Annotated in this window: 16 protein-coding genes; 8 read left to right on the top strand and 8 right to left on the bottom strand. The window is 68.0% G+C overall.

Going from position 1 to position 24,798, the window contains the following annotated elements; translation table 11 throughout:
* Positions 1-30: 30 nt before the first annotated feature.
* Together IEY31_RS07005 and IEY31_RS07000 are read left to right on the top strand one after the other, a co-directional pair.
* Positions 31-612: a GNAT family N-acetyltransferase gene (locus IEY31_RS07005; RefSeq protein WP_188970387.1), complete on the top strand. Its 582-nt coding sequence runs from the start codon at positions 31-33 to the stop codon at positions 610-612.
* Positions 609-1,232, top strand: coding sequence for a hypothetical protein (locus IEY31_RS07000; RefSeq protein ID WP_188970385.1), 624 nt, complete (start codon positions 609-611; stop codon positions 1,230-1,232). The genes IEY31_RS07005 and IEY31_RS07000 overlap by 4 nt, the downstream gene beginning before the upstream one ends.
* 104 nt (positions 1,233-1,336) lie before the next feature.
* Here the strand turns inward: IEY31_RS07000 and ftsH are convergent, their stop codons facing one another.
* Positions 1,337-3,208 (bottom strand): ATP-dependent zinc metalloprotease FtsH, encoded by a 1,872-nt coding sequence (gene ftsH, locus IEY31_RS06995; protein WP_188970383.1) that lies wholly within the window; start codon positions 3,206-3,208, stop codon positions 1,337-1,339.
* A gap of 376 nt (positions 3,209-3,584) precedes the next feature.
* Here ftsH and IEY31_RS06990 point away from each other — a divergent pair, with 376 nt between their 5' ends.
* The gene (locus tag IEY31_RS06990; RefSeq protein WP_373289129.1) at positions 3,585-5,288 is read left to right on the top strand and encodes a copper amine oxidase N-terminal domain-containing protein; all 1,704 of its coding nucleotides are present in this window, start codon (positions 3,585-3,587) and stop codon (positions 5,286-5,288) included.
* Between the two features lie 69 nt (positions 5,289-5,357).
* Here IEY31_RS06990 and IEY31_RS06985 read toward each other — a convergent pair whose 3' ends face one another.
* The 4 genes from IEY31_RS06985 to IEY31_RS06970 form a co-directional block, all read right to left on the bottom strand.
* On the bottom strand, positions 5,358-5,774 hold the full coding sequence (locus tag IEY31_RS06985; RefSeq protein WP_188970381.1) for a pyridoxamine 5'-phosphate oxidase family protein: 417 nt from the start codon (positions 5,772-5,774) through the stop codon (positions 5,358-5,360).
* Positions 5,775-5,844: 70 nt separating this feature from the next.
* Positions 5,845-7,170 (bottom strand): ribosome biogenesis GTPase Der, encoded by a 1,326-nt coding sequence (gene der / locus IEY31_RS06980; protein WP_188970379.1) that lies wholly within the window; start codon positions 7,168-7,170, stop codon positions 5,845-5,847.
* A gap of 247 nt (positions 7,171-7,417) precedes the next feature.
* Positions 7,418-7,954, bottom strand: coding sequence for a dihydrofolate reductase (locus tag IEY31_RS06975; protein ID WP_229723385.1), 537 nt, complete (start codon positions 7,952-7,954; stop codon positions 7,418-7,420).
* The gene (locus IEY31_RS06970) at positions 7,951-8,745 is read right to left on the bottom strand and encodes a thymidylate synthase (protein ID WP_188970377.1); all 795 of its coding nucleotides are present in this window, start codon (positions 8,743-8,745) and stop codon (positions 7,951-7,953) included. Before IEY31_RS06970 ends, IEY31_RS06975 begins: the two co-directional genes overlap by 4 nt.
* Positions 8,746-8,828: 83 nt before the next feature.
* Between IEY31_RS06970 and IEY31_RS06965 the strand changes: the two genes are divergently transcribed.
* The 3 genes from IEY31_RS06965 (at position 8,829) to IEY31_RS06955 (ending at position 11,531) form a co-directional block, all read left to right on the top strand.
* A complete protein-coding gene (locus IEY31_RS06965) occupies positions 8,829-9,155 on the top strand; it encodes an HNH endonuclease (RefSeq protein WP_188970375.1) in 327 nt (108 codons plus the stop codon).
* Positions 9,156-9,231: 76 nt separating this feature from the next.
* On the top strand, positions 9,232-10,326 hold the full coding sequence (locus IEY31_RS06960; protein WP_188970374.1) for an App1 family protein: 1,095 nt from the start codon (positions 9,232-9,234) through the stop codon (positions 10,324-10,326).
* A 53-nt stretch (positions 10,327-10,379) separates the two neighbouring features.
* A complete protein-coding gene (locus IEY31_RS06955; protein ID WP_229723384.1) occupies positions 10,380-11,531 on the top strand; it encodes an acyl-CoA dehydrogenase family protein in 1,152 nt (383 codons plus the stop codon).
* 134 nt (positions 11,532-11,665) lie between these two features.
* Here IEY31_RS06955 and IEY31_RS06950 read toward each other — a convergent pair whose 3' ends face one another.
* On the bottom strand, positions 11,666-16,321 hold the full coding sequence (locus tag IEY31_RS06950) for a DNA-directed RNA polymerase subunit beta' (RefSeq protein WP_188970372.1): 4,656 nt from the start codon (positions 16,319-16,321) through the stop codon (positions 11,666-11,668).
* Positions 16,322-16,435: 114 nt separating this feature from the next.
* On the bottom strand, positions 16,436-19,891 hold the full coding sequence (gene rpoB, locus IEY31_RS06945; RefSeq protein ID WP_188970370.1) for a DNA-directed RNA polymerase subunit beta: 3,456 nt from the start codon (positions 19,889-19,891) through the stop codon (positions 16,436-16,438).
* Positions 19,892-20,375: 484 nt separating this feature from the next.
* On the opposite strand from rpoB, the gene IEY31_RS06940 reads away from it, so the two are divergent.
* Positions 20,376-21,518 (top strand): acyl-CoA dehydrogenase family protein, encoded by a 1,143-nt coding sequence (locus IEY31_RS06940; protein ID WP_188970369.1) that lies wholly within the window; start codon positions 20,376-20,378, stop codon positions 21,516-21,518.
* Between the two features lie 65 nt (positions 21,519-21,583).
* A complete protein-coding gene (locus IEY31_RS06935) occupies positions 21,584-22,615 on the top strand; it encodes a S66 family peptidase (protein ID WP_188970367.1) in 1,032 nt (343 codons plus the stop codon).
* 4 nt (positions 22,616-22,619) lie between these two features.
* On the opposite strand, the gene IEY31_RS06930 is transcribed toward IEY31_RS06935, so the two are convergent.
* Positions 22,620-24,773, bottom strand: a complete 2,154-nt coding sequence (locus IEY31_RS06930; protein WP_229723383.1) for a single-stranded-DNA-specific exonuclease RecJ — start codon at positions 24,771-24,773, stop codon at positions 22,620-22,622.
* Positions 24,774-24,798: the final 25 nt, after the last annotated feature.

Here is a 24,798-nt window from a genome sequence, read left to right as displayed (position 1 = left end):
GCAGCCCGTCCGGTCTGGAATCATGGCGTCATGACCTCTTCCTCCCCGGCCCAGACCGTCACCCTGCGGGGCCGCCGGCCGCGTGACCTGCCGGTGCTGCGGCGCTGGCTGGCCGACCCGCAGGCCGAGTGGCGTCACTGGGACGCGCCGTACTTTCACGCGGCGTCCACCACCGCCTCGCTGCAGGCCTACGTGGAGCGGCTGGAAACCGAGCCCACCCGCTCCGATGAACGCGTGATCGCCTTGGACGGCCAGTGTGTGGGCATGGTCAACCGCAGCCAGGAGGAACCGGCGGGCGGCGGCTGGTGGGACCTGGGCATCCTGATCTACGATCCGGCGCACTGGAACCACGGCATCGGCACGCGGGCGCTGCGGCTGTGGGTCACGGCCACCTTCGACGAGACCGACGCCCACGTCCTGACCTTCACCACCTGGGGCGGCAACACCCGCATGATCCATGCGGCGCGGCGGCTGGGCTTTCTGGAGGCCGCCCGCATCCGCGAGGCCCGCCTGGTGGCCGGGGTGCGCTACGACAGCGTGCGGCTGGACCTGCTGCGCCGCGAGTGGACGTCCGCCCAGCCGGGCAGGGTAGAGCCGCTGCCCCTTTCATGAGTGAGCGCAAGGACAGACCGCCGCTGAACCCGCCGGGTTTTTTGGCAACGCAGGACCTCAAGGACCGGGGCTGGACGCCCACGCTGATCGCGCGCTTCCTGGGCGAGCATGACGGGACCCGGCCCAACGGCCTGCGGATGGGCCGCCGCCGCCTGCCCCCCGTCAAGCTGTACGCCGAGGCCCGCGTGATGGAAGTAGAGCGCGACGACACCTTTCTGGCGGCCCAGGCCCGCGCCGCCGACGCCCGCGAACGCGCCGAGCGCAACCGCGCCGTCCGCGAGGCCAGACGAGCCGCCCTGCTGGAAGCGGCGGCGGGGTCCTATACCCCCGGCATCCTCCCCGAACCGCTACGCAAAGGTGCGGTCAGGAAGGCCCGCGGGCCGTATCTGGCGGGCTTGGACGCGGCGCTGGACCGCCTGAGGCGCGAGATTCCAAAACTGACCGCGCGCGAGGAGGCCCGGCTGGCCGAACTGCTGCGCGAACGGCTGGACGAGGCGCTGGCCGCCGCCTACCCGTGGTACCCCTCCCCGCACCCAGCCCCGCCGGAGCAGGTGGCCGAATCATCGCCCAGCAAGGGCAAGGCCAGGGCCAGCGACTGGCGTGAGTGGGACTGGGACTGAGGCCGCGGGGCGCCGGACAGGGCCTCGAACCTCAGAGGCTGCCCGGGCTGCCAGACGCCCCACCGTCAGGGGTGGGGTCTGTTCAGCAGGCGGGGTCCCCAGGCTCAGGCAGGGCCGGGCTTCAGTCCGCCCGCTGCCGCTGGGTCGTCGGCAGCCACGGGCGACGCCCCGGGCAGTTCCAGCGCGGGCAGGCTGCCTCCCGCCAGGACGGTCTGCACGTCCTCGCCGCTGAGGCTCTCGCGGGCCATCAGCTCGTCGGTCAGGCGGTGCAGGACGTGAACGTGCTCGGTCAGTAGCTGTACGGCCCGCTCGAACTGGCCGTTCAGGATGCGGCCCAGCTCGTGGTCGATCTGCTGGGCAGTGTGATCGCTGTACACGCCCTGCTGCGGCCCGTATCCCAGATACGCGCTGCTTTCCTGCGCCAGCGCCAGCTGGCCCACCTCGCTCATGCCCCACTCGGTGACCATGCGCCGGGCGATGCCCGTGGCCTGCTGAAAGTCATTGGCCGCGCCGGTGGTGACCTGTCCGGTGGCCACCTGCTCGGCGGCGTGTCCGGCCAGCGCCACGCAGATGCGGTCCAGCAGGGCAGTGGTGGTGTGGTGCATGCGGTCTTCGGGGGTGTACAGCGCCGAGCCCAGACTGCGCCCACGCGGCACGATGGTCAGCTTGTGTGCCTTGTCCGCGTGGGGGAGGAGCTGGGCGGCCAGGGCGTGGCCCACCTCATGGTAGGCCGTGACCTTGCGGTCCGCCTCACGCACCACCAGACTGCGCCGCTCCGGACCCATCAGCACCCGGTCTCTGGCCTCGTCCACATCCCGCCCGGTGATGCGGTTGCGCCCCTGCCGGGCCGCCTGCAGGGCGGCCTCGTTCAGCAGGTTCTCCAGATCCGCCCCCACCATGCCCGCCGTGCGCCGGGCAATCACCCCCAGGTCCACGCTGACGTCCAGCGGCTTCTTGCGCGCGTGGATTCTCAGGATGTGTTCGCGCCCGCGCACGTCGGGGGCGTCCACCACCACCTGACGGTCAAAGCGTCCCGGACGCAGCAGCGCGGCGTCCAGCACGTCCGGGCGGTTGGTGGCGGCCAGGATGATCACCTCCTGGCCGCTGGAAAAGCCGTCCATCTCGACGAGCAGCTGGTTGAGGGTCTGCTCGCGCTCGTCGTTGCCGCCCTGCATGCTGACCCCGCGCTTGCGGCCCACGGCGTCGATCTCGTCGATAAAGACGATGCAGGGGGCACTCTTGCGCGCCTGCTCGAACAGGTCCCGGACGCGGGCGGCGCCGACGCCGACGAACATCTCGACGAAGTCCGAGCCGCTGATGGAGAAGTACGGCACCTTGGCTTCCCCGGCGACGGCCTTGGCCAGCAGGGTCTTGCCGCTGCCGGGAGGACCGACGAGGAGAACACCGTGGGGAATGCGGGCGCCGAGCTGGTGGTACTTCTCGGGCTGGCGCAGGAAGTCGACGACTTCCTGCAGGTCCTGCTTGGCCTCGTCGCAGCCCGCGACGTCGGTGAAGTTCAGCTTGATCTGCCCCTCGGCAATCACCGCTGCCTTCGATTTGCCAAAGGCCCCGGCGGCGTCGGTGCCCGGGTTCTGGCGGCTGCGCATCAGCAGGATCACCAGACCCACGATCAGGGCCAGGGTCAGCAGCACGCTCAGGACGCCGAACACGCTAAGGCGGGACGGAGCGGCGTAGGCCACGGTCACGCCCCGGGCCTGCAGGCTGCCCAGTTCGATCAGTGGGTCGCTGACCAGGGTGCGGGTCCGGTAGGGCTGGGCGTCCTGCAACTGCCCGCTGATCAGCGCGGTGCCGTTCTGGAACGTGATGTTCGCGCTCTGGACCTGGCCGCCGCGCACGCTGGCGGCAAAGTCGGTCAGGGTCATTTCATTGGCGTTGCCGCGCGGCAGGGTCAGGCTGACCACCACCATCACCAGCAGCGCGCCGCCCAGCAGCCCCCAGCCCCAGGGCCTCTTCATGCGGGCCTTTCACCGGCGGCTGCACGGGCGTTTCTTGCGCGCTGCGACATGTGCCCAGTCTATGCCGCAGGGACCCCAAAAGTTTGGAATGAATGCGGACATTGCGGGGTGCCGGTGAGGGGCGCGGCCACCTGCGTCTCCGCTGTCCTGCGGCCAGGGCTTCCAGCCATGCAGAATCCACTGGAACGCCCGTCCCCCCCGCCCACCCCATGTCGGAAGCGTTGGTGAAGTGCCGGGGGGACAATCCGCACAGAACCGGGTCAGGTGCGGCGGGCATACTCCCCCGGTGCACGTTGCCTCCTCCCTCCTTCCGCTGTTGCTTCAAGGCTTCTGGCCCCGCCTGGGCCGTTCGAAACGCCCCCTCCTTCTCGGCGCCGTGCTGTCCACCCTGGGCGGTCTCACGCTGGCCGCCACCGTCACGGCCGGGTCGGTGCAGTTGACCTTCACGGTGGACGCCCCGGACCTGAACGTGAACGGCGACGCGGCCCGCTGGCTGGCCTCGCCCCGGCTGGTCGGCGGACGCACGCTGCTGCCGCTGCGCGAGACGGCCGCGCTGCTGGGCCGCCCGCTTCAGACCGGCGCCGGGGGGCAGGTGAGTCTGGGCCGCGTGGTGGTGGCCGGCGACGGCAGCGTTTTGCTGGACGGGCAACCGCAGCCCGCCGGGGCGGGGCTGGTGATCGACGGCACGCTGTACCTCAGCGCCCGCGTGCTGGCCGACGCCCTGGAGGCCAACCTGAGCGCGGCCGACGACACCGGCCGCACCCTGACCCTGACCGCCCTGCGCCACGGCGGAAATCCGCTGGCCCCGCAGGCGCGATTCTCCACCGACAAGAACGTGTACGCGCCCGGCGAGCGCGTGGTGTACACCGAGTACGCCTATGACCCTGACGGCGCCGACATCACTTCCCGCAAGTGGAGCAACCGCGAGGACGCCTTTTTCCAGCCGGGCACCTACACGGTGGGCCTGAACGTCACCAACAGCCGTGGGCTGCAGAGCAAGCCGTTCACGCGCACCATCACGGTGCAGGGCGCGCCGCTGGACAGCCCGCTGACCTACGCCCTCAAGTACGCCGCGCCTGGTGACCGCTTCCCCGACGCGCAAGTGCTGAACTACCCCTCGGCGGCGGTTCTGCCGGTGGCCGGCACCACGTTCCCGCTGATCTTCAGTGACAGCCCTGAGGTGCCCACCCAGAGCGGCGTGCTGTACCAGGACACGCTGGAAGGGCCTGTGAGGCTGCTGGGTTACCACCTGAACGGCCTGGGCAAGCCCGCGCGCCTGTATGTGCTGGCCCGCAACACCGAGGCACGCCCGGTGGAGGTCCGCACGCTGCGGCAGGGCGAGACCGCCCCCACCCGCATTGAGGGGCTGCTGGGGCAGGTCACGCTGCTGGACTACTTTGCCAGCACCGGCGGCCCGACGCTGACCCTGGCCCCCGGTCAGGCCGCCGCCGTGTACGCCAGCCCCACCCTCAGCCCGGGCAGCGGCGCCAACATGATGCAGGACCTGACCGCCTCTGGCCGCGTCGAGCTGACCTTCCTGATGCTGGAAGACGGGCTGCCGCCCAGCGCCCAGGTCTCGCAGCAGTTGCCCTACCTGAAGCCGGACGGCAAGCACGTGCGCGGCACCTTTCCGGACGCGGTGCGCCGCCTGCGCGTCAACCTGGGCACGCTGCCGGCCCGTATCGTGATCGGAGACGGTCAGCTGGACCCGGCCATCACCGGCACCGACAGGCTGACCGGACAGCCGGTGCGCCTGAGCGGCAATTACGGCGTGCTGTACGATCTGGAGGTCAACGGCGCGGCCGGGACAGCCGTGGCCCTCAGCCCCCGCGGGGGCCTATACCGGGGGGCCATGAACGTGCAGGACGGCCCCCTGAGCCAGACCATCAAGCTGCCCAGAAGCGGCAACGCCATCAAGCCGGAGGAACCCGTGATGCTGTGGCGGGCCGGCTCGGACCGGCTGAACATCGACTTCATTCCGGCCAGCGGCAGCAACCTGCCCATCAGTCTGGTGTTCTACCGCGCCCCGAACACCGGCACGCAGGGTGCGGGCAACGGCCTCAAGACCTACCAGCCCTGACACGCCCATAAAAAAGGCCGGCGGAGGAGCGTGTCTCCCGCTGGCCTTTTCACGGACGGCAGTGGCCGGTTACAGCTTGATCTCGCCCTCGTCCTCGCCGTCCCAGTAGTGCACGCGGGTGGCGTCCACCTGGATCATCACGATGTCCGGGGTGTCGATGCCGTTCTTGAACCACTTGTCCAGGTCCGGGGACCAGTGCTGTTGCATCTTGGCCCTGTCGCGGCTGAGGGTGGCCTTGCCCTCCACCGCCACCGAGAAGCCCTTCTGGCCCATAAAAGCCAGCGAGACCTTCGGGTCCGCCTCGATCTCGCCCACGGTGTGCGCGGCCTCGTAGGTGAAATAGTACGAGGTGCCGTCGTACTCCACCTGTCCGTTGTTGCTCATGGGCCGCCCGGCGATGTTGCCCCCCTTGCTGTGGGTGGAGAGCATGGCAATGTCGATCTTGCGCATCTGGTCCGACAGGTCAGCCAACTTTTTTTCAGCCATGTGACCAGTCTGAAAGGGAAAACGGCGTTCAACCCGCCACTTGGGTGAACGCCGTTTTACGTTGGCTGGCTCAGGCCTCGGCGTCCTCGCCCTTCTGGCCGCGCTTGTACGGCCCCTTCTCCTTCCACTTCAGGCGCACCGGAATGCCGGCCAGCGCCAGATCCTCGCGGATGCGGTTTTGCAGGAAACCCTCGTACGCGCGGGTGACGAAGGTGGCGCGGTTACAGAAGATGGCAAACGTGGGCGGCGCGGTCTCCACCTGGGTCATGAAGTACATCCGCAGCTTCTTGCCGTGGAAGTTCGGCACGGCCTGACGCATCTGCCAGACTTCCAGCCAGCGGTTGAGTTCGCTGGTCGGCACGCGGCTCTGCCACTTGTCGTGCAGCTTCATGGCCTCGGCCAGCATGTCGTGGATGCCGTAGTCGTTGATGGCGCTGGTGTACACGCGCGGCGCGTAGGAAATATGGTGCAGCTTCTGGTTCAGGTCCTTCTCGGTGCTTTTCAGGTCCGCGTCCGGAATCAGGTCCCACTTGTTGACCACCACGATCACCGGTTTGCCGCTGTCGTAGGCCAGGTTGGCGAGTTTCAGCTCGTGGTCGCCCAGTTCGTCCGCGTTGACCACCAGCCAGATCAGGTCACTGCGGGCAATGGCCGCCTGGCTGCGCTGGATGGCGTAGTCCTCGATGGCGGTGGGGGGCTTCTTTCGAATCCCGGCGGTGTCCACCAGCACGAAACGCTGCCCGCCGTAATCCCACTCCACGTCCAGGCTATCGCGGGTGGTGCCCGGCTGATCGGCCACGATGGCGCGGTCAGACTGCACAATCGCGTTGAGCAGGCTGGACTTGCCGACGTTGGGCCGCCCAATCAGCGAAATCCGGATGGGCGCGATTTCCGGCACGTCCTCGTCATCCTCCGGCAGGTAGGTCATCACGCGGTCCATCAGCTCGTCCAGGCCGCGGGCGTGCTCGGCGCTGATCGGCACCGGATCGCCGAAGCCCAGGCCCCACAGCTCGGCGAGGTAGATCTCGTGCTTCTGGCTGTCGATCTTGTTGGCCACCACGATGACGGGGGTGCCCAGGCGGCGCAGCCAGTCGGCCACCTCGTAGTCGGCGGCAGACAGGCCCTCGCGCGGGTCCAGCACGAAGATCACGGCCTGCGCGCCTTCCATGGCCCACTCGGCCTTCTGACGGATGGCGGCCTCCCACTCGTCGCCGCTCCACAGGCCGCCGGTGTCCACCAGCGTGATGCGGTGGTTCTGGTGCAGCATCATACCTTCCTTGGCGTCGCGGGTCACGCCGGGAAAGTCGGCCACCACGGCCTCGCGCCGCCCCACCAGACGGTTGAACAGACTTGATTTGCCGACGTTGGGTCGGCCCACAATGGCAATTTTATGCATTTTTCTAACGCTCCTTCGGTTTCGGTCAGCCCCGGCGTCAGGGGCTTTCCCGCCGATCCCCGCCCTGTGGTTCTCGCCGACGTGGCGAACAGGTGCGGAGTACAAGAGGTACAGTTTACCAGCTCTATGGCACAGCGAACAAGCGTGGAAAGCACTATTTCGGACCTACCTTGTCCGTGGCTGGTGTGCGGGTTCCGGCTAATGACCGCCCCCTGCCCCCGGACGGGTGGACCCTTCCTCAGAAGCCTCAGCCCTGCGGGTGGGGGACCCGGTCCAGGGTCAGGAAACTCAGGGCATGCGGGTTGCGTTCGTCCGCCGCCCGCTCGCGCCGCGCCGTTTCCGTCCACTCTCCGGGCAGTTCGGGAAAGAACGTGTCACCTCCGATCTCCGCGTGAACCACGGTCAGTTCCACCCGGTCCGCCTGGGGCAGATACAGACGGTAAATGTCCTCGCCGCCGATGATCATGACGTCAGCGGTGTCGCCTGCTGCCGCCAGCGCTTCCTCTGGCGAGTGGACAACGACGCAGCCGGGGGCCTGAAACGCTGGATTGCGCGTCAGAACAATGTTGAGTCGGTCGGGCAGCGGTTTCCCAATCGAGTCGTAGACCTTGCGGCCCATAATCACGGGTTTGCCCACGGTCAGCCGCTTGAAGTGCGCCAGATCGGCGGGCAGCCGCCACGGCAGGTCACCGTCCCGGCCGATCACGCGGTTTTCCGCCATCGCCACAACGAAGGTCAGACGTGGGTGTCTCAGGTGGGCCAGGGTCAAGTGGGGCAGGGTCAAACCGCCACCACCCCCTTGATGTGTGGGTGGGGGTCATAGCCCGTGAGTTTGAAATCCCCGTATCTGAACTGTAGCAGGTCTTTCACCTCCGGGTTCAGGTGCATGGTGGGCAGGGGTCTGGGATCGCGCGACAGTTGCTCGCGGGCCTGTTCCAGGTGATTGCTGTACAGGTGACAGTCGCCGCCGGTCCACACGAACTCACCCGGTTCCAGGCCGCACACCTGCGCAATCATCAGGGTCAGCAGCGCGTAGGACGCGATGTTGAACGGCACACCCAGAAACACGTCGGCGCTGCGCTGGTACAGCTGGCAGCTCAGGCGGCCGTCCGCCACGTAGAACTGGAACAGCGCGTGGCAGGGCGGCAGGGCCATCTGCTCGATCTCGCCCACGTTCCACGCGCTGACGATCAAGCGGCGGGAATTGGGATTCGTCTTGATCTGCTGCACCACCTGCCGGATCTGGTCAATTTGCCGCCCGTCCGCGGTGGGCCAGCTGCGCCACTGCACGCCGTAGACCGGGCCAAGTTCGCCGTCCGCGCCTGCCCATTCGTCCCAGATCTTCACGCCGTGGTCCTGCAGATACCCGACGTTGCTGCTGCCGGACAGGAACCACAGCAGCTCGTGGATCACCGACTTCAGGTGAATCTTCTTGGTGGTGACCAGCGGAAACCCCTGGGTGAGGTCAAAGCGCAGCTGCGCGCCAAAAATGCTGCGGGTGCCGGTGCCGGTGCGGTCCGTCTTGACCGCCCCGTGGTCCAGAATCTGCCGCATCAGGTCGAGGTAGGGCTGCATGGCCACAGTGTAGGCAAAGGGAGGGGGAGGGAGTGGAAAGGCAGGGAGGGGTCAGGCCGCCTGCTGGCCCTATGCTGTCGGGCATGGCCCGCAACAAACCCGATCCCAGCTGGTACGCCCCGCCCAAAGCCGCCGACCCCTGCGTGTTGTGTGGCCGCGAGGCCCCCAACATGACCGATCACCATCTGGTGCCCAAATCGCAGGGGCGGCGCCAGGGTGTCAGGCTGGGCGACATTCCCACGGTGCGGATGTGCGCGGCCTGCCAGGGCTACCTGCAAAAGACCTTCAGCAATGGACAGCTGGCCGGCGAGCTGAACACCGTCGAGGCCCTGCTGGCCAATGAGGAGGTTCAGCGTTTTGTCGCCTGGGTCCGCAAGCAACCGCTGACCAAGGGCGTGCGCGTCCACTGAGCGCCGCCCAGACTCTAAAGGGCGCGGCAAGCCGTGGCCCGGCCTGAGCGTGGACCCGGCCCCGTAGACTGCCGGGGTGAATTCCGTCAAAACCGCCTTCAAACGGGCGCTGCCTGCCGTGGAGCGCGCGGTCCTGGTGGCGGACCGGGCCATCAGCGGCTACGTGCAGCCGCGCCGGGCGCGGGGCAAGCTGATCTTGCAGCCCTACGTGGGCTGGGGTACCCCGCACGGCGTCGAACTCACGGGACGCGTGCTGCTGCCGCGCATCGTGTCGCCCCCCACCACCGGGGACCGGCGCTGGCGCAACTTTGTCAACAGCATGCGCCGCCTGTTCTCGCGCGAGGTGGGCGGGGTGCAGGTCAACGGTGTGCTGGACGGTGTCAGTGCCAGCGTCCTGAGCGACGATGGGGGCTATTTCACCCTGTCGTTCACGCCCCTGGGGCCGCTGCCCGGCGGCTGGCACGAGGCGGCCCTGAGCATCGAGGGCAAGGAGGGCCAGACCCGCGCCCGCGTGCAGGTGATCGATAACGCCCGCTTCGGGGTGATCAGTGACCTCGACGACACCGTGATTCAGTCGGACGTGACCAGCCTGCCGCGCATGCTGATGACCGCCCTGACCGGCAACGCGCGTACCCGCTCGCCGTTTCCCGGCGTGGGGGCGCTGTACCGCGCCCTGGTGCGTGAGGGCGAGGTCCACAACCCGATCTTTTACGTGTCCAGCAGCCCCTGGAATTTCTTCGACCTGCTGTGGCAGTTTCTGGACTACCGCCGGATTCCGCTGGGGCCGCTGTTCCTGCGCAACTGGGGCATGGGTCTGCTGGCCGGGCACGGGGGCCACAAACTTGAGATCATCACCCGCCTGTTCGAACGCTTTCCGCACCTGAACTTTGTGCTGATCGGGGACAGCGGCGAGCAGGACGCCCTGATCTATTCCGAGGTGGTTCGCAGGTACGCGGGCCGGGTTCTGGCGGTGTACATCCGTGACCTGACCGGCGTCTTCCAGGACGAGACGGTCCTCAAGCTGCGCGGAGAGCTGGCCCGGACCGGCGTCGATCTGGTGCTGGCCGCCGACAGTCTGAACGCGGCCGGGCACGCTATGGCGATGGGGCTGATCACCCCCGGCGAGTACCGGGGCGTGCTGGTCAGCGTCACCGGTCCCACCGAGCGCTGAGTCCGGCGGGGCGGAATACAGGCGTGGGGGCCGTCAGCCGCTACCCTGGGGGTGTGACCTTCCTGCACCTGCTCTCCGAACTGACCCCCGCACAGGCCGACGTTGTGGACCGTGCCGCCGCCGCCATTCGCCAGCACGCCCCGGCCTGTGAGGCGGCCCAGGACGTGACGCCGGAGGCCGCCGGGGCGCTGTCGGCCTCCGGCTACACCCGTCTGGCGGTTCCTGAAAGCCGGGGCGGATTGGGGGCCGGCCTCGCCCAGTTCGCGCGGGCACAGCTGGCGCTGGGCACGGCCGACGCCAGCCTCGCCCTGGTGCTGGCAATGCACGGCCATGTGACGGGCGCGGCGTTTCAGGGACGGACGCTGCCCGAACCGCTGCTGCACGCCGTGGCCGTGGCTGGGGAGCGCGGCGAGCTGCTCAATGCCCTGGCCAGCGAACCCGAGCTGGGCAGTCCCTCGCGCGGCGGCCTGCCGCAGACCCGCGCCGTGCCGGAAGGGACGGACTTTGGGGGCGGCGGCTGGCGAGTTACGGGCCGCAAAACGTGGTCTACCGGGGTGCGTGCCCTGCGCTGGGCGCTTGTCACCGCCGCCACGCCGGACGGGCAGGTGGGCCGCTACTGGGTGGACATGACCGGTCCTGGCGTGCGCATTGAACCCACCTGGCAGGGGGCGCTGGCCCTGCGCGGTAGCGGCAGCCACGACGTGGTGTTCACGGACGCGCCGGCGGGCCTGCACGCGCCGCCCGCGCCCGGCCAGCCGGCCAGCAGCGCGTGGTTCTGGACGGCGATTGCGGCCACCTACCTGGGCGTGGGTTTCGCCGCACTGGACGCCGTCAGTGATTACGCCCGTGTGCGTGTGCCCACCGCGCTGGGCGCCCCCATTGCCACCCTGCCACGCATTCAGGAGAACGTGGGCCGCATCGCCACTTCCTTGCAGGCCGCGCGGGCGCTGCTGCTGGAGGCCGCCGCCCGCTGGGACGCCGATCCCGGCGCGACTGCTGTGCCGGGCATCGGCGCAGCCAAGGCGCACGCGACGAACGCGGCAGTCCACGCCACCGATCTGGCCTCGCGTACGGCGGGGGGGGCGGCCCTGAACGCCGCGCTGCCGCTGGAAAAGCTGCTGCGGGATGCCCGCGCGGGCCTGACCCACCCGCCCACCGACGACACGGCCTACACGGCGCTGGGGCGGCGACTGCTGGAGGAATGAACGGTTGCCTGCGCCGGGATGATCTTGTCATCACCCCCATTCCACAACACGAAAAGCCCCCACCTGTAACGGGTGGGGGCTTTTCATGTTGGCCTTCAGCTTTCGCCTTCAGCCTGCTGCACTGAACTGTTAGCTCAGTTGGTGTAGGTGACGTTCTCGTTCACTACGCCGGGGCGGGTGTCGTCGTAGCTGCGATCCCCGGTTACGGAGTCGCTGCTGTTGTTGCTCTCGCCGTACTTCTCCAGCGTGCGGTCGTCGGCCACCTGCATGTCGCGGACGGTCAGCAGGCCGGTGCCGGCCGGAATCAGCTTGCCCAGGATGACGTTTTCCTTCAGGCCGATCAGGTCGTCGACCTGGCCCTTCATGCTGGCCTCGGTCAGCACGTGGGTGGTGTGCTGGAACGACGCCGCGCTCAGCCAGCTCTTGGTGGTCAGGCTGCTCTTGGTGATGCCCAGCAGGACCGGCTTCCAGGAGCTGGGGGTGGCGTCCTCGGCCAGCGCGTTGTTGGCGCCGTCCACTTCCCAGCGCTCCACAACCTGACCTTCCAGGAGGTCTGTGCTGCCGCCGTCCACGATTTCCACGTAGCGCAGCATCTGGCGGATGATCACCTCGATGTGCTTGTCGTGGACCTTCACGCCCTGGCTGCGGTACACGCGCTGCACCTCGTCCACCAGATACTTCTGGGCGGACTCGTTGTCCTTGTGCTCCAGCAGGTCGTGCGGGTTGACGGCGCCGCGCGTCAGCTGCTGGCCGGCCTCGACGTGCACGCCGTCCTTGATCTCGGGCAGCAGGCGGGTGGCGCGCGAGACCTTGTGCAGCTTGCCGCTGAACTGGGCGTCGTCGGCCTCCACCTTGATCAGGTAGCGCTCGTCTTCCTCGGTGATGTGAATGACGCCGGTGGTGTCGGCGATCAGGGCCGGCACCTTGGGCTTGCGGGCCTCGAACAGCTCGATCACGCGGGGCAGACCCATGGTGATGTCGCCGCTGCCGGCCACGCCGCCGGTGTGGAAGGTCCGCATGGTGAGCTGCGTGCCGGGCTCGCCGATGGACTCGGCCGCCACGACGCCCACGGCCTCGCCCATGCTGACCGGCTTGGCCTGCGACAGGTCGTAGCCGTAGCACTTCTGGCACACGCCGCTCTTGACCCGGCAGTTCAAAGGAGTGCGGACGAAGATGTCCTGCAGGACCTTGGCATCCCTGGTGATGGCCTTGACGTCCTCGAGGGACAGCATCTCGCCCTCGCGGATGGTGCTGCCGTCGCTGAGTTCGACGTCGGCGGTCAGGGTGCGGCCGTAGATGCTGGTCTCGATCTCGCTGGCCTTGCGCGCGCGCCACTCGCCGCTTCGCTCGTCGGTGGCGCCCAGGCTGATGGTGCTGTAGTCGGTGGTGCCGCAGTCCACGTCGCGCACAACCACTTCGTGGGCCACGTCCACCAGCTTGCGGGTCAGGTACCCGGAGTCGGCGGTACGCAGCGCCGTGTCGGCCCCACCCTTACGCGCGCCGTGGGTGCTGATGAAGTACTCCAGCACGGTCAGGCCCTCGCGGAAGCTGGCGCGGATCGGCACTTCAATGGTGCTGCCGTCGGGGCGGGCCATCAGGCCGCGCATCCCGGCCAGCTGCGTGATCTGCTGGGCGTTACCACGCGCGCCGGACTGGCTCATGATCCACAGCGGGTTGAACGGGTAGTTCTGGCTGAAGTTGTCGAACATGGCGTTCTTGACCTCATCCTTGGTCTCGTTCCACAGCTGCACAACCTGCTTGTAGCGCTCCTCTTCGGTCATGAAGCCGAACTCGTAGTTCTGCTCGATTTCCGCCACCTGCTCGTCGGCGCGGGCCAGGATCTCGCCCTTGCTGGGCGGAATCACGATGTCGTCGATGCCGATGGTGATGCCCGAGGAGGTGGACAGCTTGAAGCCGCTGTCTTTCAGCGCGTCCAGCAGGCCGGCGGTGGCCTCGATCCCGAGGTGCTTGAAGCAGGCCATCACCATGTCCTTGAGGTGGTCCTTCTCGTAGGCGGTGTTCAGGTCCACCAGGGTGTCGACCAGGGCGGCCTGGGTGCCCAGCGCCTCCTGCACCAGCCGGCGGAACATCACGCGCCCGGCGCTGGTCTCGTAGATGGTGCCGTTCAGGCGGATGCGGACGTGGTCCTGGTAGTCCAGACCGCCGCGCTCGACGGCCATGATGGCCTCGTCGGGGCTGGAGAAGTTGTACTTCAGGCGGCCGGGGCTGGTGGCCACGCCACGCACCGTGATCGGGCTGTTAAGGGCCACCTTGTCGTCCTCGAGGGCCTGCAACGCGGCGTTCTCGTCGGCGAAGTCGGTGCCCGCGCCCAGGTTGTCGTGCCGGAGCTGGGTCAGCGTGAAGATCCCCAGGATGATGTCGCGGCTGGGTTTGACGTTCGGCTCGCCGTTGGCCGGGGACAGCAGGTTGTGCGAGGCCAGCATCTGGATGCGGGCTTCGGCCTGCGCCTGGGCACTCAGCGGGACGTGAATCGCCATCTGGTCGCCGTCGAAGTCGGCGTTGAAGGCTTCACAGACCAGCGGGTGCAGCTGGATGGACTGCCCTTCCACGAGAACCGGCTCGAAGGCCTGGATGCCCAGACGGTGCAGGGTGGGCGCGCGGTTAAGCAGCACCACCTTGTCCTCAATCACCTCTTCCAGCGCGTCCCACACGCTGTCGCGGGTATCGCGGTAGCGCTCGAGCATCTTGCGGGCCTGCTTGATGTTAGTGACTTCACCCTTCTCTTCAAGCACCTTGAACAGGAACGGCTTGAACAGTTCCAGCGCCATGCGCTTGGGCACACCACACTGGTGCAGCTTGAGCTGCGGGCCCACCACAATCACCGAGCGGCCGGAGTAGTCCACGCGCTTGCCCAGCAGGTTCTGGCGGAAGCGGCCCTGCTTGCCGCCCAGCAGGTCGGTCAGCGAGCGCAGGCTGCGGTCAGATCCAGGGTTGGTCACGGGGCTGCCGCGCCGTCCGTTGTCGATCAGGGCGTCCACCGCTTCCTGCAGCATGCGCTTCTCGTTGCGGATGATCATGTCGGGCGCGCCCTGGCCGATCAGCTTCTTGAGGCGGTTGTTGCGGTTGATCAGGCGGCGGTACAGGTCGTTCAGGTCCGATGTGGCGAAGCGTCCGCCGTCCACCTGCACCATCGGGCGCAGATCCGGCGGCATCACCGGCACGGTGTTGAGAATCATCCACGAGGGGTGGTTGCCGCTGCGCTTGAAGGCGCGCGTGACTTCCAGCCGCTTGCGGGACTTGGCGCGCTTGTGGCGCGAGGAGTCCTTCATCGCCTCGTTCAGCTCGGCTTCCAGCACGTCCAGATCGATATCGTCGAGCAGTTCCTTGACAGCCTCGGCGCCCATCTTGGCCTCGAAGTCGTAGGACTCGATGACGCGCACCTGCTTGCGCACCAGATCAATCTCGATGCGGCCCGAGATCTCGGAACGCAGGTTGCCGCCGTCGGCCAGCTCGTCGCCAGGCTCCACGCGGTCGCCGATCACGACCAGCGGCTCGTCCTCGTAGGGGTAGACCTTGGCCTTGGAGACGATGATGCTGGCCGGCGCGTGCAGGGTGATGGTCCCGTTGGCCTCGGCAGTGATTTCCTCGTCCTTGTCGATGGCCCCGACGACCTTCTGCCCGGCCTCGACCTCGCTGCCGTCGCCCACCAGCACGTGCATGGTGGGGTTGATCGGGTACTCGGCGCGGCGGGTCCAGTGCGCGGTGACGGTGGCGTCGCCCTTCTTGGGCAACTTGACTGCGCTCAGGCGGCTGTCGCGGCTGACGCGCAGGCGCTGGCCGGACTTGGCTTCGGCCAGCGTGGCCCCGGCGTCGACGATCTCGCCGTGTGCCACCTGAACGTCCATGCCGTGCGGCACGTACACGCGGGCCAGCACCTCACCCAGGGGGGTCTCGGTCTCGATGTCCTCGCCGTTCTCGTCCTGCTCGGCGGGGGCGGCGTCCACGCTCTGGCGGATCACCACCATCACGGAGTCCTCGCCCATCTCGCTCAGGAAGGCGGTGCCGGCCACCGGCGCGGTGATCTGCACGTCCCGCTCCAGTTCGGCCAGGATCTCACCGGCGCGGAAGGTCTCCTGGTCCACCAGCACGTCGGACGGCAGAGGCAGCGTGGCCTCCACTTCCTCGCGGTAGGCGATCTCGGCGCGGCGGGGAAAGCGGAACTGCGCCAGCCCGTCCATCTTGGCCACCACGTTGCCGCCCAGGGTCTGCCCGCGCGTCACGTACTCGCCGTCACGCACCACGGCTTCCTGGCCGCCGGGAATGGTGTAGGTTTCCTGCCGCCCGAAGCGCAGTTCACGGTACTCATCGTCGGTCAGCAGTTCGCCGCGCTTGAGGGGCCGCCCGTCCTTCTGGGCGTTGCGCGGACCGGTGACCAGGAAGGAGGAAAAGTACAGCACCTTCTCCAGCTGTCCGGCGCTCAGGTCCAGCAGCGTGCCGATCTTGCTGGGGCTGTCCTTGACGTACCAGATGTGCGCGGCGGGCGTCGCCAGATCGATGTGGCCCATGCGGTAGCGGCGCACCTTGCTGGACGTGACTTCCACGCCGCAGCGCTCGCAGACCTTGCCCTCGTAACGCTGGCGCTTGTACTTGCCACAGGCGCACTCGTAGTCCTTCTGTGGCCCGAAGATGCGCTCGTCGAACAGACCCTCGCGCTCGGGCTTCAGGGTGCGGTAGTTGATGGTCTCGGGCTTTTCAACCTCGCCGAAGCTCCACTCGCGGACTTTTTCCGGGCTGGCAATGGCGATACGGACTTTGCTGAAATCTTTCATTGAAACTCCTTGGGAGTTCTTGTTGAACCGTCGGACTGCTGGGCGGTCTGGCCGTCAGAGGCTCGGGGAAGAGGCGCTGTGGCGGTCAGACCGGTGGACCTTGGGGGCAGCGCATCAGCGCTTGGGCATCATTCCTTCGAAGATGTCCACGGGGCGGTCTCCGGCGTCCAGCACTTCCACGTCCAGGCCCAGCGAGTGAAGCTCCTTGACCAGCACCTTGAAGCTTTCGGGGATGGTGCTGCCCGAGACTTCCTCGCCCTTGACGATGCTCTGGTACGCGGCGTCGCGCCCGTCGATGTCGTCGGACTTGATGGTCAGCATTTCCTGCAGGGTGTGCGCCGCGCCGTAGGCTTCCAGCGCCCACACTTCCATCTCGCCGAAGCGCTGGCCGCCGAACTGCGCCTTGCCGCCCAGCGGCTGCTGGGTGATCAGGCTGTAGGGGCCGGTGGAGCGGGCGTGCAGCTTGTCTTCCACCATGTGGTACAGCTTCATGACGTACATGGTGCCCACCACCACGGGGCCGCTGATCGGCTCGCCGCTGCGGCCGTCGAACAGGATGCTCTTGCCGGTGCGGGCCAGCTGCATCTGCGCGGCCTCGTAGTCGTCACTGGCCTTGTTGATCACGCCCAGCTTGCCGGCGCGGTCCAGCACGTCCTGCTCGCGCTTGTCCAGCTCGAAGCCGTCGTCCTTGCGGCCCTGCAGGCGTTCAGCCGCCGCGACCTCCAGCATTTCCTTGATGGTGGCTTCCGTGACCGAGTCGAACACCGGGGTCTCGAACTTCTGGCCAGTCAGACGCGCGACTTCACCCAGGTGGGTTTCCAGAATCTGGCCCAGGTTCATGCGCGAGGGCACGCCCAGCGGGTTGAACACCAGATCGACGGGGGTGCCGTCTTCCAGGTAGGGCATGTCCTCGGGGGCCATGATCTTGGACACGACGCCCTTGTTCCCGTGGCGGTTGGCCACCTTGTCACCCACCTGCAGCTGACGCTTCTGGGCCACGTACACGCGGACCATCTCGCGCACGCCAGGCTTGAGGTCCACGCCCTCGTCGCCGCGGCGGAAGCGCACGGTCTTCACCACGATGCCGCCCTGACCGGACTGCACGCGCAGCGAGGTGTCCTTCACCTCACGGGCCTTCTCCCCGAAGATCGAGCGCAGCAGACGCTCTTCCGGGGTGGGCTCGGACTCGCCCTTGAAGCTGGTCTTGCCCACCAGGATGTCGCCGGGCTTGACTTCTGCGCCGACGCGCACGATGCCGTCCTCGTCGAGGTCGCGCAGGGCAGCCTCGGAAAGACCGGGAATGTCGCGGGTGATCTTTTCCGGCCCCAGCTTGGTGTCGCGGGCGTCGACCTCGTCTTTCTCGATGTGGACGGAGGTGTAGAAGTCCTTGCGAATCAGGCCCTCGTTGATGCAGATGGCATCCTCGAAGTTGTAGCCGTCGAAGGGCATGATCGCGATGGTGATGTTCTGCCCCAGCGCCAGGCGGCCCCGGTCACTGGCCGGGCCGTCGGCGATAACCTGTCCGGCCTTGACCTCGTCGCCCAGGCTGACAATCGGGTGCTGGTCCAGGTTGGTGCCCTGGTTGCTGCGGGTGAAGCGCACCAGTTCGAAGGTGCGGACGTTGCCCGTGACCATGCCGGCAGCGGCGGAGTCCTCGGCCAGCGTGATCTGGATGGCGCGGGCGTCCACGTAGGTCACGCGGCCGGTCACGTCGCTGACGACGCTGGTGCCGGAATCGGTCACCACACGGCTTTCCACGCCGGTGCCCACGGCGGGGCTATCGGCGCGGACCAGCGGCACGGCCTGCGACTGCATGTTGGATCCCATCAGCGCGCGGTTGGCATCGTCGTGCTCCAGGAAGGGAATCAGACTGGTGTTGATCGAGACGATCTGCTTGGGCGAGACGTCCATGTAGTCGACTTCTTCGGGGGTGTACCACAGCGGGTCACCCTTACGGCGGGCCAGCACGCGCTCGTCGGCAAAGGTGTTGTCGGCGTTCAGCGGGCTGTTGGCCTGCGCCACGGTGTACCTGTCCTCGATGTCGGCGGTCATGTACTCCACCGTCTCGCTGACGTTGCCGTCCTTGACGCGGCGGTACGGCGCCTCGATAAAGCCCAGCGGGTTGACCTTGGCGTACGAGGCCAGGGACGAGATCAGGCCGATGTTGGCGCCTTCCGGCGTCTCGATCGGACAGATGCGGCCGTAGTGCGTGCGGTGCACGTCACGCACGTCGAAGCCGGCGCGCTCGCGGGTCAACCCGCCTGGCCCCAGTGCGGAGATACGGCGCTTGTGGCGCAAATCCGAGAGCGGGTTGGTCTGGTCCTTGAACTGGCTCAGCTGGCTGCGCCCGAAGAACTCGCGCATGGCCGCCACGATGGGGCGGTTATTGACCAGCTTGGTGGGGGTGGCGGCGTCGGGGTTGCCCAGCAGCATGCGCTCGCGCACGCCACGCGCCATGCGGCCCATGCCCACGCGCAGCTGGTCGGCCAGCAGCTCGCCCACCGTCCGCACGCGGCGGTTGCCCAGGTGGTCGATGTCGTCCTCGCCCACCGGCACGTCGTGCATCTTGCCGTCGGGCCCCATCATGGACACGGTTTCGTGGCCGTGGTGCAGCGCCATCAGGTAGCGAATGGTGTCCACCAGCCCGGCGTCGCTGAACTTGCCGTCGGCGAAGGTCAGCAGGGTGTATTCCTCGCGGTCCAGGCCCAGCTTGCGGTTCATCTTGAAGCGGCCCGGCTTGCCCAGGTCGTAGCGGCGCGGGTCGGCCAGCAGGCCGTACAGGTACTGGGTGGCCTTGTCACGCTTGGGCGGGTCGCCGGGGCGCAGCACCGTGAACAGACGCAGCAGCGCCTCGTCGGCGCCCATGCCCGCGCTCTTGTCCTCGGGCAGTTCAGTGCCCGGGTCAAACTCGCTGAACAGCGTCTTGAGGCTGGCGTCGTCGTAGCCCAGCACACGCAGCAGCATCGCCACCGGGAACTTGCGCTTGTTGACCTTCATTTCCAGAATGCCGCCCGCGAATTCCAGCTCGATCCAGGGACCGCGCTTGGGCATCGGGATGATTGCGCCGGTGTACAGCTTCTTGATGCCCTTGTAGCTGGACGTGAAGTACACGCCGGGGCTGCGGTGGATCTGCGAGATCACCACGCGGTCCGCGCCGTTGATCACGAACGAGCCGTCCTCGGTCATCAGCGGCAGGTCGCCCAGGAACACCTGGTCTTCCTTGATCAGGCCGCTGTCCTTGTGGATCAGCTGCAGCTTGGCGTACATCGGGGCCTGGTAGGTCAGGTCCTTCTCGCGGCACTCTTCAGGGGTGTAGGGCGGGTCGCCCAGGCGGTATTCCAGGTAGTCCAGGACCAGGCCGGTTGAGCGACCTTTCTCGGTCTCGTCGATTGGGAAGACTTCCTTGAACGCGCTCTGCAGGCCCACGTTGTCGCGCTTGTCCGGCGCACGGTCTGCCTGGAGAAAGGCGCGGAAGGAGTTGACCTGGATTTCGGTCAGGTTGGGAAGCGGGATGACCTCGCTGATCTCGCCGAACCGCTCGATACGGGACTCTTTACCGATAAAACTCATGCACACCTCGCGCGCACCCTGCTGTGTTGCTCACGGCCTTTTCGGGGCAGAAAAAGGCGCCTGTCATGCGGCGTACCGCAGATTGAAACCAGAAGACGGAAGTGGAAACGTGAAGACGGGAACCCAGAAATGGCGCAATCAGGACCCGCAACCTTCCCGGCTGCGTTCCTGTTGTGGGGTGTTAATTTTGAAAACTGGAGAGTACCAATTCGCTCCTGCCAGACCCATCCTGGTTGGCCACAGGAGAGTATAGCCGCGCCCCGCCTCGGCTGTCAAGGGCCGGGGAGTTGTCTGGGCCACGCTGCGGCACAGGCTCTGGAAAGTCTCTGAAGGGGGTTTTATCAAACGCGGCGGGGCCTCGGCAAGGGGGAGGGGTGGTGGCGGTGCGGGCGATGTCAGGTCGCCTGGGCGGCGTCGGTGGCCGCGCCGCAGCCTGCCGCCGCGCAGCTTTGCCCCGGCCCGCAAATGCTCTAGGCTGGTCCAAATGGATTTTAATCTGCCCGATGACCTGCGCGAGGTGCAGGCAACCATCCGTGACTTCATGCTGGGCCGTGTGGAGCCGCGTGCCCACGAGATTGAGGACAGCAACAGCGTGCCGCCGGAGCTGTTCAAGGAAGCGGCGGGGCTGGGCCTGTTCGGCCTGAGCATCCCCGAGGAGTACGGCGGCGTGGGCCTAGGCATGCTGGGCCGCTGCGCCGCGTACGAGGCGCTGGGGCAGGGGCACATGGGCTTCGGCGGCGTCATCAGCGCGCACGCCTCAATCGGCACGTCGGGCCTGGTCAAGCTGGGCACCGAGGAGCAGAAGCAGCGTTTCCTGCCGCGCATGGCGTCCGGCGAGTGCGTGGCGGGCTTTGCCATCACCGAACCCAGCAGCGGCTCGGACGCCGCGAACATCCGCACCCGCGCCGTGAAAAAAGACGATGTGTACGTGCTGAACGGCACCAAGCACTACATCTCCAACGCGCCGATTGCCGGGCTGCTGACCGTGATCGCCATCACCGATCCGGCCAAGGGCACCCGCGGCATGAGCGCGTTTCTGGTGGAGCCGCAGACCACCCCTGGCGTGCGGGTGGGCAAGATCGATGAGAAAATGGGCCAGAAGGGGGCGCTGTCGGCCGAAGTCATCTTCGAGGACGCCGAGGTTCCGGCGGCCAACCTGCTGGGGCCCGAACACATGGGTTACCGCGAGGCGCTGGGCATCCTGACGGCCGGGCGGGTGGGCATCGCCGCGCGCAGCACCGGGGCCATGCAGCGCCTGCTGGACCTGAGCGTGGCGCACGCCAAGGCCCGCGAGCAGTTCGGGCAGCCCATCGCCGAGTTCCAGGCGGTGCAGTTCATGCTGGCCGAGATGGAAATCGCCATCCAGACCAGCCGGGTACTGTGGCAGAAGGTGGCCTGGATGGTTGACGAGGGCCAGGACGTGCGCCGCATGGCCTCGGTGGCGAAGTACCACGCCACCGAGGCGCTCTCACAGGTGGCCGACAAGGCCGTGCAGGTGGCCGGGGGCATGGGCTACATGAAAGACAGCCCGGTGGAGCGCTACTACCGCGATCAGCGTCTGCTGCGCATCTACGAGGGCACCAGCGAGATCCAGAAGATCATCATTGCCAGGGATCTGCTGGCGTAGGCCTGGAGGCCAGCCGAGGCGGACATCTGCTTTGCTGGGCGCCGGTTCTGCCTTACGCTGGCCCGATGACGCCCCGGTTTGTCCGCCCCGCTCCCCTCCTGCCCGGTTCGCGGGTGGCTGCCCTGAGCCTGTCGGGCGGCTTCGTCACCGAGGTGATGGGCCGCTACCGCGCCGGGGTGCGGCAGGTGGCCGACGAGTTTGGCTGGGAAGTGGTGAATGCCCCCAACGCTCTGCGCGGCGCGGAATATCTGGACGCCCACCCGCAGGCCCGTGCCGACGATCTGCACTGGTCGCTGGAGAATTCGGCCATAGACGGCCTGCTCAGCATCATTGGAGGCGACGACAGCGTGCGGCTGCTGCCTTTCCTCGATCTGGAGCTGATCCGCGCCCATCCCAAACCGTTCCTGGGCTTCAGTGACAGCACGGTCACGCTGCTGGCCTTCTTGCGGGCCGGGGTGATGGCCTACCACGGCCCCGCGCTGCTGACCGATCTGGCCGAGAACGGCGGGCTGCACCCCTTCACGGTGCAGGGCCTTCGCCGCGTGCTGGTGGACCCGACGCGGTCCTTTGACCTCGCGCCTGCCCCCGAATGGACCGAGCATTCCACCGAATGGGCCGACGAAACCTTGCAGGAGGTGCGTCGTCCTTTCACGCCTGGCAACGGCTGGCAGTGGTTGCAGGGGGACGCTCCGGCGCAGGGTCACCTGATGGGCGGCTGCCTGGAGGTGTTGGACATGCTGAACGGCACGCCCGGCTGGCCCGCGCCGGAGCTGTGGGACGGGGCAGTGCTGGCGCTGGAAACCAGCGAGGACGTGCCCGCGCCGCGTCAGGTGGGCTACTGGTTGCGCAATTACGCTGCGCAGGGCATCCTGATCCGCGCCGCCGGAGTGATGCTGGCCCGCCCACGGGGTTACACGCCGGAGCTGGTGCAGGACCTGTACGGCTGGGTCCGCCGCGTCCTGCGCGAGGCGGGACGTGAAGACCTGCCGGTGGTGGCCAACGTGGATTTCGGCCACACCAGTCCGCAACTGACACTGCCTTTCGGTGCGGAGGTGCAGCTGGACCCGGCGGCGGGGCGCGTCACTCTCTTGCCCTGAATCCTCAGTCGCCCAGCGCCAGCTCTGCCGGCTGCCCACTCGGCACGTCCAGGCCCAGCATGGCGTACACGGAAGCTGCCCAGCCCGCGTCGTCCAGCGTGCGCCAGTGGTGCGCCCACTGCCAGCGGCGGTAGGCGTCGGCGGCGCGGGTCATGTGCGCCTCGTCGGCGGTGGCGTCGGCCAGCGGGTTGGCGGGCGGCGCGCTGAGGTGGTGGCGGGTCAGCGCGCCCTCCAGCTCAGACAGGGTCTTCGGCCCCAGCGCGAATGCCACCCGGTTTCCACTGGCCGCGCCGCCCGCCCTCAGCCAGCGGCGCAGATCGTCCTCGGCCGGCAGGGCGTACAGGATCAGCTCGCCGCCGGACCAGTCCTCGCCCGCCTCCAGCAGCTGCACGCCCGGCACGTTGTCACGCAGGTACGCGGCCACCGCCGGGGTGGCGTGGGCGCTGGCTCCGGCGCCCAGACGCTGCATGGCGTCTTTGGGGTTCAGCCGGGGGAGGTCCAGCCCCGCCTGGATGGTCACATCCAGCGCCACCCCGGCAGGCGGGCGTAACGCCTGGGCGTGGTATTCCAGCCGGGTCTGCCCGCGCCACTCGCTTAGCACCAGTCCGGTGGCCAGGTCACGTTCGCCGGGCGTGGCGCCGTGCTCGCCGTACTTGATGCCGCGCAGCGCCCCGACGCGGAACTGCAGGCTGTCGCCGCGTTTTCCCACCAGCCGGGTCTCGGTCAACTCGTCGCGCACATGCCACAGCGGAGGCGCGTGTCCCTCGCCGAACGGCTCGAAGGCACTGGCGCCGTCCACCAGTTCGTGGGTGGCCCCCAGCGTGGGCAGCGCCGCGTCCAGCCGCACGCGCGGGACAGGAACGGGGAACTGCCGCACGTAGGCGTGGATGCGCTCGCGGAAGGCGCCGAACTGCGCCTCGTCTAGCGAGAACCCCGCCGCTCCGGGGTGCCCGCCGTACCGCTTCAGCAGGTCCTCGCTGTACCGCAACCCCTCTACCGCACTGATGCCCGGCGTGCTGCGCACCGAGCCCTTGCCCTGGGCCACGATAAACACCGGCTTGTGGTACGTCTCCACCAGTTTGCTGGCCACAATGCCCATCACGCCCGCATGCCAGTCGGGGTGGGTGACCACCAGCGCGGGATCGCCGGGGTCCGCGACCTGCAGCGCCTGCGCGAACATCTCGTCCTGCAGTTTGCGGCGCTCACCGTTGCGGATTTCCAGGTACTCGGCCAGGCGTCCGGCCTCGTGGGGGCTGGCGGTGGTCAGCAGCTCCAGCGCGATGTCGGCCTCGCCCAGCCGCCCGGCAGCATTGATGCGCGGGGCCAGCACAAAGGCCACGTCGCGCGCCGTGGGCCGCCGCACTCGCCCGGAATCCAGCAGGGCGCGCAGGCCCGGCAGTTCGGTGGTCTCCAGCGCCTCCAGTCCGGCGCGCACCAGGGCGCGGTTCTCGCCGATCAGCGGCGCCACGTCGGCCACGGTGCCCAGTGTCGCCAGCGCGCTCAGCGCTCTGGGCTCAGTCAGCCCCAGCTCGGCGTGGATGGCCCACAGCAGGTGGTAGGCCACGCCCGCGCCGGTCAGGTTGTGCAGGGCCGCGTCGTACCCGTCGGTCAGGCGGGGATGCACCACCAGCGCCGCCGGGAAGCGGGGTCCCGGCGAGTGGTGGTCGGTGACGATGACCTCGGTGCCCAGCGCCAGCAGCGCGGCCACCTCGTCCACATTGCTGACGCCGCAGTCCACCGTGACCAGCAGGTCGCAGTTCTCGGCATGCTCGGTCACCTTGTCGGGGTGGACGCCGTAGCCTTCGTTCAGGCGGTGGGGAATAAAACCGTGGACATTCGCGCCCAGCGCCCGCAGCCCCAGCACCAGCACGGCGGTGGCGCTGACGCCATCGGCGTCGTAGTCGCCATGGATACGGATGCGCTTCTTGCTCTGGACCGCCCCCACGATGTGCCGGGCCGCCTCGCGCAGCGCCGGGTTGGGTGTCAGGGCCAGGGGCGGGTCCAGCAGCGCCGGAGTCAGGCCGCGCCCGTGCAGCACCTGCGCCAGCGGCGGCGACACCCGCCACTGACGCATCACCGCCAGCAGTTCCTCGCGGCTGGCGGGTGGGGCCAGCAGCCACTGGGCGGCGGGAATGGCGGGGGAGGGGATCCCCTTCATTGCGGGGCCTGCGGTGTGGTGACGG

The organism is Deinococcus aerolatus (assembly GCF_014647055.1).
In the GTDB taxonomy this organism is placed as follows: domain Bacteria; phylum Deinococcota; class Deinococci; order Deinococcales; family Deinococcaceae; genus Deinococcus; species Deinococcus aerolatus.
Note: the sequence above shows the minus strand (reverse complement) of the source record. Positions and strands in the feature narration are given on the sequence as shown.

Coding starts and splice junctions, on each gene's coding strand:
- IEY31_RS06985 (WP_188970381.1), bottom strand. CDS start 5,774: ATGGCTGAAAAAAAGTTGGCTGACCTGTCGGACCAGATGCGCAAGATC.
- IEY31_RS06940 (WP_188970369.1), top strand. CDS start 20,376: ATGGATTTTAATCTGCCCGATGACCTGCGCGAGGTGCAGGCAACCATC.
- IEY31_RS06970 (WP_188970377.1), bottom strand. CDS start 8,745: ATGCAGCCCTACCTCGACCTGATGCGGCAGATTCTGGACCACGGGGCG.
- IEY31_RS06935 (WP_188970367.1), top strand. CDS start 21,584: ATGACGCCCCGGTTTGTCCGCCCCGCTCCCCTCCTGCCCGGTTCGCGG.
- rpoB (WP_188970370.1), bottom strand. CDS start 19,891: ATGAGTTTTATCGGTAAAGAGTCCCGTATCGAGCGGTTCGGCGAGATC.
- der (WP_188970379.1), bottom strand. CDS start 7,170: ATGCATAAAATTGCCATTGTGGGCCGACCCAACGTCGGCAAATCAAGT.
- ftsH (WP_188970383.1), bottom strand. CDS start 3,208: ATGAAGAGGCCCTGGGGCTGGGGGCTGCTGGGCGGCGCGCTGCTGGTG.
- IEY31_RS06965 (WP_188970375.1), top strand. CDS start 8,829: ATGGCCCGCAACAAACCCGATCCCAGCTGGTACGCCCCGCCCAAAGCC.
- IEY31_RS07000 (WP_188970385.1), top strand. CDS start 609: ATGAGTGAGCGCAAGGACAGACCGCCGCTGAACCCGCCGGGTTTTTTG.
- IEY31_RS06930 (WP_229723383.1), bottom strand. CDS start 24,773: ATGAAGGGGATCCCCTCCCCCGCCATTCCCGCCGCCCAGTGGCTGCTG.
- IEY31_RS07005 (WP_188970387.1), top strand. CDS start 31: ATGACCTCTTCCTCCCCGGCCCAGACCGTCACCCTGCGGGGCCGCCGG.
- IEY31_RS06950 (WP_188970372.1), bottom strand. CDS start 16,321: ATGAAAGATTTCAGCAAAGTCCGTATCGCCATTGCCAGCCCGGAAAAA.